Source organism: Streptomyces sp. NPDC030222 (assembly GCF_055573115.1).
On sequence record NZ_JBVICA010000017.1, the window covers coordinates 37,879 to 50,846 of the forward strand.

Sequence of the window (12,968 nt, forward strand, 5' to 3'; positions counted from 1 at the left end):
ACGCGGGTGCGATTCCCTCACGACCCACCACCGCTTCGGTCGGTCACTCAGTGTGGAGGACCATCCATCATGGCAAAGGCGCTTCTCGGTTACGTCGGCGGTTCCGACCCGCGACTCCTCGCCGAGATGCGACGGCTCCAGCAGCGTGTCCAGGACCTCGAATCCGAGCTCGTACGGATCCAGTCCGAGAACGACGCGCTGACCGCCGCCGCACAGCACCGTGGAGACTCGCTGCTCGACGGCATCGACATCGACGTATCCCAGGCGGAGCCTGCGCTCACCTGACCCTACCCGGTAAGACCCGGGTCGGGAGTGCTCACGCCAGCCGCTTGAGCTGTCGCTGCTGGAACTCGATCTCGTAAGAGATGTTGCAAGGGACGCCTCGGCGTCCCTTCTTTCTTTGCCCCCCGCCTTCCTTTACCGGTTGATCTGCCCTGCGGTGTGATGCGTGAAACCGCAAAAACAAACAGTGGGCGGGTAGAGTCCGGCGGCGTGCACCTCAAGGCCCTGACCCTCCGCGGCTTCAAGTCCTTCGCGTCCGCGACGACCCTCCGGTTCGAACCGGGTATCACCTGTGTGGTCGGGCCCAATGGCTCGGGCAAGTCCAACGTGGTGGACGCACTGTCCTGGGTCATGGGCGAGCAGGGTGCCAAGTCGCTGCGCGGCGGCAAGATGGAGGACGTGATCTTCGCCGGCACCACCGGGCGGCCCCCGCTCGGGCGCGCCGAAGTGTCGCTCACGATCGACAATTCCGATGGTGCACTGCCCATCGAGTACGCCGAAGTCACCATTACGCGGATCATGTTCCGCAACGGCGGCAGCGAATACCAGATCAACGGCGACACCTGCCGGCTGCTCGACATCCAGGAACTGCTCTCCGATTCCGGTATCGGCCGGGAGATGCACGTCATCGTCGGGCAGGGGCAACTCGACTCCGTTCTGCACGCCGATCCCACCGGCCGCCGGGCCTTCATCGAGGAGGCCGCAGGCGTCCTCAAGCACCGCAAGCGGAAAGAGAAGGCGCTTCGCAAACTCGACGCGATGCAGGCCAATCTCGCGCGCGTCCAGGACCTCACCGACGAGCTGCGGCGGCAGCTCAAGCCGCTGGGCCGGCAGGCCGCCGTCGCCCGTCGCGCCGCCGTCATCCAGGCCGACCTGCGCGATGCCAGGCTGCGGCTGCTCGCCCACGACCTCGTCACTCTCCGCGAGGCGCTCGGCGCCGAGATCGCGGACGAGGCCGCCCTCAAGGAGCGCAAGGAGAAGGCCGAGGCCGAACTGAAGGCCGCGCTCACCCGGGAGGCCGAACTCGAGGACGAGGTGCGCCGGCTGTCGCCGCGTCTGCAGCGCGCCCAGCAGACCTGGTACGAGCTCTCACAGCTCGCCGAACGCGTCCGCGGAACGATCTCCCTCGCCGACGCCAGGGTCAAGAGCGCCACCGCGGCTCCCACCGAGGAACGCCGCGGCCGCGACCCCGAGGACATGGAGCGCGAGGCCGCCCGGATCCGCGAACAGGAAGCCGAGCTGGAGGCCGCCCTGGAGGCGGCCCAGCGCGCCCTGGAGGACACCGTCGCCCATCGCGCCGGACTGGAGCGCGAGCTGGCGGTCGAGGAACGCCGTCTCAAGGACGCCGCGCGTGCCATCGCCGACCGGCGCGAGGGCCTGGCCCGGCTGCACGGCCAGGTCAACGCGGCCCGCTCCCGCGCCGCTTCGGCGCAGGCGGAGATCGACCGCCTCGCCGAGGCCCGTGACCAGGCGCAGGAACGGGCTGTCGCGGCCCAGGAGGAGTACGAGCAGCTCAAGGCGGAGGTCGACGGTCTCGACGCCGACGACGCCGAACTGACCGAGCAGCACGAGGCGGCCCGGCGCGAGCTCGCCGGTGCCGAGTCCGCGTTCTCCGCCGCCCGGGAGGCCGCGACCGCCGCCGAACGAGAACGCGCCGCCCTCGCCGCCCGCCACGACGCGCTCGCCCTGGGCCTGCGCCGCAAGGACGGCACGGCCGCCCTGCTCTCCGCCGGCCGGCTGACCGGCCTGCTCGGCCCTGCCGCGGAGCTCCTCACCGTTACGCCGGGCTTCGAGGTCGCCGTGGCCGCGGCGCTCGGCGCCGCCGCCGACGCGATCGCCGTCGCCGACCCCGCCACGGCGGCGGAGGCGATCCGTCTCCTCCGCAAGCAGGACGCCGGCCGCGCTGCGATGCTGCTGAGCGGCCCCGCGCCGGTGGATCCGCGGGCCGTACCGGCCGTGGTTCCGGCGGTGGCTGTGACCGGGGAGGCCGCCGGTCACGCCATGGGTCCGGTGCCCGGGAGTTCCGCGGCCGGGGCGGCCGGGCCTGCCGGCCTCACCCGGGTGGGCGACCTGGTGCAGGGGCCCCCAGGGCTCATGACGGCAGTGCGCCGGCTCGTGCGGGACATGGTGGTCGCCGGGACCCTGGAGGACGCCGAGGACCTGGTCGCCGGGCACCCGGAACTGACCGTGGTGACCGCCGAAGGGGACGTGCTGAGCGGGCACTTCGCGCACGGCGGGTCCGCGGGGGCGCCGAGCCTGCTGGAGGTGCAGGCATCCGTCGACCAGGCGGCCGCCGAACTGGCCTCGCTCGCAGTGCGCTGCGAGGAGCTGGCGCAGGCGCAGCACACGGCGGGGGAGCGGCGGACCGTCGGCGCCGAGCGCGTCGAGGAGTTGGCGGAGCGGCGCCGTTCGGCCGAGCGGGCCAAGTCGGGTGTGGCGCAGCAGCTCGGCCGGCTCGCCGGGCAGGCCAGGGGAGCGGCAGGGGAGGCGGAGCGGATGACCGCGGCCGCCGCCCGCGCCCAGGAGGCCCTGGACCGGGCGGCCGAGGACGCCGAGGAGCTGGCCGAGCGGCTGCTCGTGGCGGAGGAGACCCCGGCCGAGGAGGAGCCGGACACTTCGGTGCGGGACCGCCTCGCCGCGGACGGGGCCAACGCGCGCCAGACCGAGATGGAGGCGCGGCTCCAGGTCCGTACCCACGAGGAGCGGGTGAAGGGGCTGGCCGGCCGGGCCGACGCCCTGGACCGGGGCGCCCGCGCCGAGCGCGAGGCACGGGCGCGTGCGGAACGCCGGCGCGCCCGGATGCGGTACGAGGCGGAGGTCGCGGCGGCCGTCGCGAGCGGCGCCCGTCAGCTGCTGGCCCATGTGGAGGTGTCGCTCGTCCGGGCCGAGGCCGAGCGCACGGAGGCCGAGAGCGCCCGGGCGTACGGCGAGCGCGAACTGGGCGCGGCCCGGGCCCGCGGCCGGGACCTGAAGAGCGAGCTGGACAAACTGACGGACTCGGTGCACCGCGGCGAGGTGCTGGGCGCGGAGAAGCGTCTGCGCATCGAGCAGCTGGAGACGAAGGCGCTGGAGGAGCTGGGCGTGGAGCCGGCCGGACTGGTCGGCGAGTACGGCCCGGACCAGCCGGTGCCGCCGTCGCCTCCCGCCGAGGGCGAGGAGCTGCCGGAGGACCCGGAGCATCCGCTCAACCAGCCGCGGCCGTTCGTGCGGTCCGAGCAGGAGAAGCGGCTCAAGGCGGCGGAGCGGGCCTACCAGCAGCTGGGCAAGGTGAACCCGCTGGCGCTGGAGGAGTTCGCGGCGCTGGAGGAGCGGCACAAGTTCCTGTCGGAGCAGCTGGAGGACCTGAAGAAGACCCGGGCCGACCTCCTTCAGGTGGTGAAGGAGGTCGACGAGCGGGTCGAGCAGGTCTTCACGGAGGCGTACCGGGACACGGCGAGGGAATTCGAAGGAGTGTTCTCCCGGCTGTTCCCGGGCGGCGAGGGCCGGTTGGTCCTGACCGATCCGGACAACATGCTGACCACGGGTGTGGAGGTGGAGGCGCGGCCGCCGGGCAAGAAGGTCAAGAGGCTCTCCCTGCTGTCCGGTGGCGAGCGCTCGTTGACGGCCGTGGCCCTGCTCGTGTCGATCTTCAAGGCCCGGCCGAGCCCGTTCTACGTGATGGACGAGGTGGAGGCGGCGCTGGACGACACCAACCTCCAGCGCCTGATCCGGATCATGCAGGAGCTCCAGGAGAGTTCGCAGCTGATCGTCATCACGCACCAGAAGCGGACGATGGAGGTCGCCGACGCCCTGTACGGCGTGTCCATGCAGGGCGACGGCGTATCGAAGGTCATCAGCCAGCGTCTTCGCTGATCAACCCCTCCGTTGATCAACATCTACGCCGATCAACGTCTACACCGATCAACGTCTCCCCTGATCAAGTTCAAAACTTGAAGACTGTGCCCTGGCCTCTCTTGTTGTATCGCCATAGATCCGAGTTTTGACTTCGAAACTTGAAGTCATAGGCTCTGCAGCGTCGTTTCTATGTTCAAGTGGTGGGCGGCGAGAAGTTGTGCGCCACTGGAAGAGCTTCCCCGCGTGTCCGGCAGCGTTGCCGGACGGGCCCCAGGAGTACACGTGACCAGCACAGCGCAGGCGCCCGAAGGCCGTCAGGCCAGGCCGGAACATCTCGGCCACGTCGTCTTCATCGCGGCGTCGGCCGCCATGGGCGGCTTCCTCTTCGGTTACGACAGTGCTGTGATCAACGGGGCCGTCGTGGCCATCCGCGATCGCTTCGACGTGGGTTCCGAAGCCCTCGCCCAGGTCATTGCCGCCGCGCTGATCGGCTGTGCCATCGGCGCCGCGACCGCCGGCCGCATCGCCGACCGCATCGGCCGGATCCGCGTCATGCAGATCGCCGCGGTGCTCTTCACCGCCAGCGCGCTCGGCTCCGCCCTGCCGTTCGCCCTCTGGGACCTCGCCGCCTGGCGCGTGCTGGGCGGCGTCGCCATCGGCATGGCCTCGGTCATCGGCCCGGCCTACATCGCCGAGGTCTCCCCGCCCGCCTACCGGGGCCGCCTCGCCTCCTTCCAGCAGGCCGCCATCGTCACCGGCATCGCGGTCTCACAGCTGGTCAACTGGGGCATCCTCAATCTCGCGGGCGGCGATCAGCGCGGCACGCTCGCCGGCCTGGAGGCCTGGCAGTGGATGCTCGGCATCATGGTCGTCCCCGCGCTGACCTACGGACTGCTCTCCCTGGTCATTCCCGAGTCGCCCCGCTATCTGATCTCCGTCGGCCGCTTCGAGCGGGCCCGCGAGGTGCTCCGCGACGTCGAGGGCAAGAAGGTGGACCTGGACACCCGGGTCGCCGAGATCGAACGGAACATGCGCCACGAGCAGAAGTCGACCTTCAAGGACCTCCGGGGCGGCAGGTTCTTCCTCCTCCCCATCGTCTGGGTCGGTATCGGGCTCTCCGTCTTCCAGCAGCTCGTCGGCATCAACGTGATCTTCTACTACAGCTCCTCGCTGTGGCAGTCGGTCGGGATCGACCCGGAGAGCTCGTTCCTGTACGCCTTCGAGACGTCCATCGTGAACATCATCGGCACGGTGATCGCGATGGCCCTCGTGGACCGGATCGGCCGCAAGCCGCTCGCCCTCATCGGCTCGGCCGGCATGGCGGTCTCGCTGGCCCTCGCCGCCTGGGCCTTCTCCTACAAGACGGAGGTGGGCGGCGTCGTCTCGCTCCCCAGCCTCCAGGGCACGGTCGCCCTGATCGCGGCCAACTGCTTCGTGCTCTTCTTCGCCCTCTCCTGGGGCGTGGTGGTGTGGGTGCTGCTCGGCGAGATGTTCCCCGGCAGGATCCGGGCCGCCGCCCTGGGCATCGCCGCCTCCGCCCAGTGGGTCGCCAACTGGCTGATCACCGTGACCTTCCCGACCCTGTCGGACTGGTCGCTCTCCGGGGCGTACGTCATCTACACGGTCTTCGCCGTACTCTCCATCCCCTTCGTGCTCAAGTTCGTGAAGGAGACCAAGGGCAAGGCGTTGGAGGAGATGGGCTGATCCCCGCTGCCCCTCTCCTCGGACACGGGACTGCCCCGGCTCACCCCTTGAGCCGGGGCAGCACCCGTTCCGCGAAGAGCTCCAGGCCGCGCCGCCCCTCCTCCACCGGCATCCCCCCGCACAGCGGGTGCAGCACCAGACTGTCCGCGCCGAGCCCCAGGCACTCGTCCGGTGTGACGACCCGGTACACACCCTCCCGGCGCAGCTCGTCCACCGACCCCGCGGCCGACCGCACCGCCGAACGGATGCCCCGTGACTGCCAGGAGGCGTAGGTGCGCGCCTCATGGAGGAAGTGCCCGCCGTACCGGGCCCACACCCGGTCCGGGTCCTCCGCGACGTGCAGCAGCGGAGTCCGCTCGGCCGGCATCATGCAGAACCCGTCCGTCCCGTGTTCCGTCCGTTGCTCGTGGTAGTACGCCTCCAGTTCCGGCAGGTGCGCGCTGGGGAAGAACGGCAGGCCCAGCCGGGCCGCCCGGCGCGCCGCCGCCCGGGAACTCCCGCCGACGAGCAGCAGCGGGTGCGGCCGGGTGAACGGGCGGGGGGTCACCCGGACCGTACGGCCGCGGTGGACGAACTCCTCGCCGCTCCACGCCTTCAGCAGCGTCTCCAGCAGCTCGTCCTGGAGAGCGCCGCGACGGTTCCAGTCGACCCCGTGCGCCGCGTACTCCTCGGGCCGGTAGCCGATCCCGGCGACCGTCACCAGCCGCCCGGCGCTCAGCAGGTCCAGCACAGCGATGTCCTCCGCCAGCCGCAGCGGATCGTGCAGCGGACCGATCACGGCCGACACCGTCACGGCGATCCGGCGGGTCGCGCCGAGGACCGCGCCCGCGAAGGTCAGCGGCGAGGGAAGCCAGTTGTCGGCGGCCCCGTGGTGCTCCTCGGTCTGGACGGTGTCGATGCCGTGCTCGTCGGCGTAGGCCGCCAGCTCCAGCGCGGCCCGGTAGCGGGCCGAGAGGGTCTCGGGTGTGCCCTCGGGATCGACCACATTGAACCGGACCACTGTGAAGGCCATGGCGGGGGTCCCTTCGCCGGTACGGGCGCATGATGGGGCGGGCGCGTGCCGTGGGTGCGTCCGGCGGACGCGTCCGGTGGAGGTGTCTCCAGGGGCGTTCCACGGGCGCGCCCTGCGGGCGGGGCGGACATTAGCTGACACGGCGTCAGATGGACAGGGCCGTGTCACTGCGCGGCACACCGCGGTCACAGGGCCGCCGTGACGGGGTCCCCGCCAGGGCCGTGTCCGATACTGGGAGCGTTATGGACATCCTCATCCTTGCTGTAGTCATCGCCCTGGTCGCGGTCGGCGTGATCAGCGGGCTCGTGGTCAGCAGCCGCCGCAAGAAGCAGCTGCCGCCCGCGCCGCCGAGCACGCCGACCATCACTGCTCCCCCCACAGAGCCGCACGTCGGCGAGGAGGCGGAGACCCCGCGCGAAGAACCGCGCCGCACGATCGAAGAGGTCGACCTCCCGGTCTCCGAGGCCCCGGCCCCGGAGGCACCGGTCGCCGTCGAGCCCGAGCCCGAGGCCCCCGTCCTCGAGGTCCCCGCGCCCACCGCCGGACGCCTGATCCGGCTGCGCGCCCGGCTGGCCCGTTCGCAGAACTCCATCGGCAAGGGCCTGCTCACCCTGCTCTCCCGCGAACGCCTCGACGAGGAGACCTGGGAGGAGGTCGAGGACACCCTGCTCACCGCCGACGTCGGCGTGGCCCCGACCCAGGAGCTGGTCGAGAGGCTGCGCGAGCGGGTCAAGGTGCTGGGCACCCGTACGCCCGAGGAACTGCGCGGCCTGCTCCGCGAGGAACTGCTCACGCTCGTCGGCACAGACATGGACCGGACGGTGCACACCGAGAGCGATCTGGACACCCCGGGCATCGTGATGGTCGTCGGCGTCAACGGCACCGGCAAGACCACCACCACGGGCAAGCTCGCCAGGGTCCTGGTCGCCGACGGCAAGTCGGTCGTCCTCGGCGCCGCCGACACGTTCCGTGCCGCCGCCACCGACCAGCTCCAGACCTGGGGTGAGCGGGTCGGTGCGCGCACCGTCCGCGGCCCGGAGAACGGCGACCCGGCGTCGGTCGCCTTCGACGCGGTCAAGGAGGGCATCGACGAGGGCGCGGACGTCGTCCTCATCGACACCGCGGGCCGTCTGCACACCAAGACCGGCCTCATGGACGAGCTCGGCAAGGTCAAGCGCGTCGTCGAGAAGCACGCGCCGCTCGACGAGGTCCTGCTGGTCCTCGACGCCACCACCGGCCAGAACGGTCTCGTCCAGGCCCGTGTCTTCTCCGAGGTCGTGGACATCACGGGAATCGTGCTCACCAAGCTCGACGGCACCGCCAAGGGCGGCATCGTGGTCGCGGTCCAGCGAGAGCTCGGCGTCCCGGTCAAGCTCGTCGGCCTCGGCGAGGGTCCCGACGACCTGGCCCCCTTCGAGCCGGAGGCCTTCGTCGACGCGCTGATCGGGGACTAGCCGATCGGGGACCGGGCGTCATCGCCTGGTCCCCGGTTCGCCGTCACCGATGTGGGGCGCGGGGTCCGACCCCGCGCCCCACACATGTTCCTGCCGTGATGTCCGCGGACGGGTGCGCGGCTCGTGGCATCGGTGATGGGCCGGCGGACCGAGCGCCGACCCTGCACGAGTGGCCGGGGTCGCTCCCTGCGCCGCCCGCCCGTCAGGACGACGAGCGGTGGCAGATGTACGCGAGCGTGCCCAGCAGCAACCGGGCCTGGGGCGGGCGCACCGCCGTGTCCGGGGACGGCGGCCGCAGCCAGCGGACCGGGCCGAGACCTGCGAGGTCGGACGGTGGCGCCGTGACGTGGTCGCCGGGGCCGAGGCCCCGTAGGTCGAGGTACGCGTCGTCCCAGCCCATGCGGTACAGCAGCCGGGGCAGCTCGGCGGCGGCGCCCGGTGCGACGAAGAACTGTGCGCGGCCGGTCGGCGTGACCGCGACCGGACCCAGCGGCAGACCCATCCGCTCCAGTCGGACCAGGGCCCGCCGCCCCGCCGGCTCCGCGACGTCGAGCACGTCGAAGCTCCGGCCGGCCGGCAGCAGCACCGCCGCGCCCGGCACCTCCGCCCATGCCTCGGTCGCCTCGTCGAGGGTCGCGCCCGCCGGGACCTCGGGTGCGAAGGACAGCGGGTGCGCGCCCGGTGCAGTACAGCCCGGGTCGCCGCAGGAGCACCGGCCGGCCGCGCACCGCGCGCCGGGCACCACGTCCCAGCCCCACAGGCCCGTGTACTCGGCGACCGCCGTGCACGACGTCGTACTGGCGCGGCCACGGCGCCGCGAGCCGGACCGCAGGTCCCGGATGCCGCCGATAGTGAAGCCCATGCCCCCTCCAACGGGTCGAGCGCGCCGGTGGTTACGACATGGAGTCATACCGTGACCCAGCGTTGCGCTCGCTGTGGCGTCGTTGGCGCACGGAGGTGTGCGGGGTGGTGCGCCCCGGTTCATGCGCCCCCGGTGTGCACCCCTCATTCGACTCCAGGTCGTTGCGTTCCCAGTGAATCGCGCCTGGCCACCGGTGGGTTCTCCCAAGGGGGTGGCGAATGGTGGCGTTTACCGGAACCGACTCCCCCGCCAGTGATCGTAGGATTACTTTCAGTGCGCAACTCTGGGGCGCGGCGCCCGTGGGTATGCCGGAGGCATGTCGGTCTCTCGTTCGAAGGGGCCAACCTCCGGACAGGCGGTTACCGGGCGCGGCATTCTGGCAAGGGTTCGCGCGATGAAAGCTTCGGCGGAATGGGGGCGTTCCAGTGAGCGGCAGCGGGGCAAGCGGTACGAACACCGGGAAGCGCCCCAACGAGCAGCTCGGCTCGTGGTTCGTGCGCAGCGGCTGGTCCAAGGGTGAGCTCGCCCGTCAGGTCAACCGCCGGGCGCGCCAGATGGGCGCCCACCACATCAGTACCGACACCTCGCGCGTCCGCCGCTGGCTGGACGGCGAACAGCCGCGCGAACCCATCCCGCGGATCCTCTCCGAACTGTTCTCCGAACGTTTCGGCAGCGTCGTCGCGGTCGAGGACCTCGGCCTCCGCACCGCCCACCAGTCACCCTCCGTGTCCGGCGTCGACCTGCCCTGGGCGGGACCCCAGACCGTCACCCTGCTCAGCGAGTTCTCGCGCAGCGACCTCATGCTCGCCCGGCGCGGCTTCCTCGGCTCCTCGCTCTCCCTGTCCGCCGGACCCCAGCTGATCGAGCCGATGCAGCGCTGGCTGGTCCCCACCCCGGCGTCGGAGCCCGCAACCCCCGAGACCGGGTCCGCGGGCCGCCGGACCACCCGGCTGTCCAGGCCCGAGATGGACCTGCTGGAGGCGACCACCGCGATGTTCCGCCAGTGGGACGCCCAGTGCGGCGGCGGACTGCGGCGCAAGGCGGTGGTCGGACAGCTCCACGAGGTCACCGACCTTCTCCAGGAACCGCATCCGTCCGACACCCGGCGGCGGCTGTTCAAGGTCGCCGCGGAACTCGCCGAACTCGCCGGCTGGATGAGCTACGACGTGGGCCTCCAGCCCACCGCGCAGAAGTACTTCGTCCTCGCCCTGCACGCCTCCAAGGAGGCCGGGGACAAGCCCCTCGGCTCGTACATCCTGTCCTCGATGAGCCGCCAGATGATCCACCTCGGCCGGCCCGACGACGCGCTCGAACTCATCCACCTCGCCCAGTACGGCAGTCGTGACTGCGCCACCTCGCGCACCCAGGCCATGCTGTATGCGATGGAGGCCCGCGCCTACGCCAACATGGGCCAGCCGAGCAAGTGCAAACGAGCCGTCCGCATGGCCGAGGAGACCTTCGCCGACGTCGGCCTGGACGACGAGCCCGACCCCGACTGGATCCGGTTCTTCTCCGAGGCGGAACTCAACGGGGAGAACGCCCACTCGTACCGCGACCTGGCCTACGTCGCCGGTCGCAGCCCCACCTACGCCTCGCTCGCCGAGCCGGTCATGGAGCGGGCCGTCGAACTCTTCGGCAAGGACCCCGACCACCAGCGTTCGTACGCGCTGAACCTCATCGGCATGGCCACCGTCCACCTCCTCAAGCGCGAACCCGAGCAGTCCACCGTGCTCGCCAAGCAGGCCCTGGGCATCGCCCGGCAGATCCGCTCCGAGCGGGTCAACACCAGGCTGCGCAAGACCGTGGACACGGCGGCCCGGGACTTCGGCGACCTCGCCGAGGTCATCCGGCTCACCGATGAGATCACCCGGCAGCTGCCCGAGGCGGCGGAGGCGGTCTGAGCCCCCGCCAGGCCATACCGCCCGGCATCCGCGAAGATCCGGCAGTTCATTCCGGCGTAACACGCCGGACCTCTTCGTCACTGCGGCGAAACATCGTGCGGCATCGACGGAAACCGCGCTGCGCCAACCTCATGGCGCATAACCGGCCCACGCCTCACTGCCCCGCACGACCGCACAGGCTCCGCCCGCACGGGCCGCACGACGACGAGGAGACGCCGATGCCCCCAGGCATCACGCTTGCCGCAGACGCCCCCGAGCTGTCTGCCGCGAACACCGGGTTCATGCTCATCTGCTCCGCCCTGGTGATGCTCATGACGCCAGGCCTCGCCTTCTTCTACGGAGGCATGGTCCGCGTCAAGAGCACCCTCAACATGCTGATGATGAGTTTCATCAGCCTCGGGATCGTGACGATCCTCTGGGTGCTGTACGGCTTCAGCCTCGCGTTCGGCACCGACTCCGGCTCCCTCATCGGCTGGAGCTCCGAATACGTCGGCCTCAGCGGCATCGGCCTCAACGAGCTGTGGGACGGCTACACCATCCCGGTGTACGTCTTCGCCGTCTTCCAGCTGATGTTCGCGATCATCACCCCGGCCCTGATCAGCGGCGCCCTCGCGGACCGTGTGAAGTTCACCGCCTGGGCACTGTTCATCGCCCTGTGGGTCACCGTCGTCTACTTCCCGGTCGCCCACTGGGTCTGGGGCTCGGGCGGCTGGCTCTTCGAGATGGGCGTCATCGACTTCGCCGGCGGTACGGCCGTCCACATCAACGCCGGTGCCGCGGCCCTCGGCGTGATCCTCGTCATCGGCAAGCGGGTCGGCTTCAAGAAGGACCCGATGCGCCCGCACAGCCTCCCGCTGGTCATGCTCGGCGCGGGCCTCCTGTGGTTCGGCTGGTTCGGCTTCAACGCGGGCTCCTGGCTCGGCAACGACGACGGCGTCGGCGCCGTGATGTTCGTCAACACCCAGGTCGCCACCGCCGCCGCCATGCTCGCCTGGCTCATCTACGAGAAGATCCGCCACGGCGCCTTCACCACCCTCGGTGCCGCGTCCGGCGCCGTCGCCGGCCTCGTCGCCATCACCCCCTCCGGTGGTTCCTGCTCGCCGCTCGGTGCCATCGCGATCGGCGCCATCGCCGGTGTCGTCTGCGCCATGGCGGTCGGCCTCAAGTACAAGCTCGGCTACGACGACTCCCTCGACGTCGTCGGCGTCCACCTCGTCGGCGGTGTCCTCGGCTCCCTGCTCGTCGGCTTCTTCGCCACCGGCGGCGTCCAGTCCGACGTCAAGGGCCTCTTCTACGGCGGCGGCGCCGACCAGCTCGTCAAGCAGGCCATCGGAGTCTTCTCCGTCCTCGCCTACTCTCTGGTGGTGTCCGCGGTACTCGCCTTCGTCCTGGACAAGACGATCGGCATGCGGGTCACCGAGGACGACGAGGTCTCCGGCATCGACCAGGTCGAGCACGCCGAGACCGCGTACGACTTCAGCGGAGCGGGCGGCGGGGCAGGCTCCCGCAAGACCGCACCCGCACCGACGGCCGGCGCGGCCGTGGCAGCCGCAGAGCAGACCAAGAAGGTGGATGCATGAAGCTCATCACCGCAGTCGTGAAGCCGCACCGGCTGGACGAGATCAAGGAGGCTCTGCAGGCCTTCGGCGTACAGGGCCTGACCGTCACCGAAGCCAGCGGCTACGGACGGCAGCGCGGCCACACCGAGGTCTACCGGGGCGCCGAGTACACCGTCGACCTCGTACCCAAGATCCGCATCGAGGTCCTGGTCGAGGACGAGGACGCCGAACAGCTCATCGACGTCGTCGTCAAGGCGGCCCGCACCGGCAAGATCGGCGACGGTAAGGTGTGGAGCGTCCCGGTCGAGACCGCGGTCCGCGTCCGCACGGGCGAGCGCGGCCCCGACGCGCTCTAAAGAC

At 71.0% G+C, this 12,968-nt stretch carries 9 protein-coding genes; 7 read left to right on the forward strand and 2 right to left on the reverse strand.

Annotation, left to right across the window (positions count from 1 at the left end; genetic code table 11):
* Window positions 1–69: 69 nt before the first annotated feature.
* The 3 genes from ACZ4Z5_RS23285 (at window position 70) to ACZ4Z5_RS23295 (ending at window position 5,820) form a co-directional block, all read left to right on the forward strand.
* Window positions 70–285, forward strand: coding sequence for a hypothetical protein (locus ACZ4Z5_RS23285; protein ID WP_468265740.1), 216 nt, complete (start codon window positions 70–72; stop codon window positions 283–285).
* 207 nt (window positions 286–492) lie between these two features.
* Complete coding sequence (locus ACZ4Z5_RS23290; protein WP_468265742.1) at window positions 493–4,134, forward strand: chromosome segregation SMC family protein; 3,642 nt, start codon at window positions 493–495, stop codon at window positions 4,132–4,134.
* Window positions 4,135–4,398: 264 nt separating this feature from the next.
* The gene (locus ACZ4Z5_RS23295; protein ID WP_468265744.1) at window positions 4,399–5,820 is read left to right on the forward strand and encodes a sugar porter family MFS transporter; all 1,422 of its coding nucleotides are present in this window, start codon (window positions 4,399–4,401) and stop codon (window positions 5,818–5,820) included.
* A 40-nt stretch (window positions 5,821–5,860) separates the two neighbouring features.
* Here the strand turns inward: ACZ4Z5_RS23295 and ACZ4Z5_RS23300 are convergent, their stop codons facing one another.
* Entirely contained in the window at window positions 5,861–6,832 is a 972-nt protein-coding gene (locus tag ACZ4Z5_RS23300; protein ID WP_468265746.1) for an LLM class flavin-dependent oxidoreductase, read from the reverse strand.
* A gap of 242 nt (window positions 6,833–7,074) precedes the next feature.
* Here ACZ4Z5_RS23300 and ftsY point away from each other — a divergent pair, with 242 nt between their 5' ends.
* Entirely contained in the window at window positions 7,075–8,286 is a 1,212-nt protein-coding gene (gene ftsY / locus ACZ4Z5_RS23305) for a signal recognition particle-docking protein FtsY (RefSeq protein ID WP_468265748.1), read from the forward strand.
* A 202-nt stretch (window positions 8,287–8,488) separates the two neighbouring features.
* Here ftsY and ACZ4Z5_RS23310 read toward each other — a convergent pair whose 3' ends face one another.
* Entirely contained in the window at window positions 8,489–9,148 is a 660-nt protein-coding gene (locus ACZ4Z5_RS23310) for a bifunctional DNA primase/polymerase (protein WP_468265750.1), read from the reverse strand.
* A 425-nt stretch (window positions 9,149–9,573) separates the two neighbouring features.
* Here ACZ4Z5_RS23310 and nsdA point away from each other — a divergent pair, with 425 nt between their 5' ends.
* The 3 genes from nsdA to ACZ4Z5_RS23325 all read left to right on the forward strand — a co-directional run bounded on the left by nsdA (window position 9,574) and on the right by ACZ4Z5_RS23325 (window position 12,964).
* Window positions 9,574–11,049 carry a transcriptional repressor NsdA gene (gene nsdA / locus ACZ4Z5_RS23315; RefSeq protein ID WP_468265752.1) on the forward strand — a complete coding sequence of 492 codons (1,476 nt, stop codon included), beginning with the start codon at window positions 9,574–9,576 and terminating at the stop codon, window positions 11,047–11,049.
* Between the two features lie 218 nt (window positions 11,050–11,267).
* Window positions 11,268–12,629, forward strand: coding sequence for an ammonium transporter (locus ACZ4Z5_RS23320; protein ID WP_468265754.1), 1,362 nt, complete (start codon window positions 11,268–11,270; stop codon window positions 12,627–12,629).
* Complete coding sequence (locus ACZ4Z5_RS23325) at window positions 12,626–12,964, forward strand: P-II family nitrogen regulator (RefSeq protein ID WP_069170469.1); 339 nt, start codon at window positions 12,626–12,628, stop codon at window positions 12,962–12,964. The genes ACZ4Z5_RS23320 and ACZ4Z5_RS23325 overlap by 4 nt, the downstream gene beginning before the upstream one ends.
* The last annotated feature ends 4 nt before the right edge of the window (window positions 12,965–12,968 follow it).

Excerpts from the sequence above, each read along its gene's own strand:
- ACZ4Z5_RS23285 (WP_468265740.1), top strand. The coding sequence starts at position 70 with ATGGCAAAGGCGCTTCTCGGTTACGTCGGCGGTTCCGACCCGCGACTC.
- ACZ4Z5_RS23300 (WP_468265746.1), bottom strand. The coding sequence starts at position 6,832 with ATGGCCTTCACAGTGGTCCGGTTCAATGTGGTCGATCCCGAGGGCACA.
- ftsY (WP_468265748.1), top strand. The coding sequence starts at position 7,075 with ATGGACATCCTCATCCTTGCTGTAGTCATCGCCCTGGTCGCGGTCGGC.
- ACZ4Z5_RS23310 (WP_468265750.1), bottom strand. The coding sequence starts at position 9,148 with ATGGGCTTCACTATCGGCGGCATCCGGGACCTGCGGTCCGGCTCGCGG.
- ACZ4Z5_RS23320 (WP_468265754.1), top strand. The coding sequence starts at position 11,268 with ATGCCCCCAGGCATCACGCTTGCCGCAGACGCCCCCGAGCTGTCTGCC.
- ACZ4Z5_RS23325 (WP_069170469.1), top strand. The coding sequence starts at position 12,626 with ATGAAGCTCATCACCGCAGTCGTGAAGCCGCACCGGCTGGACGAGATC.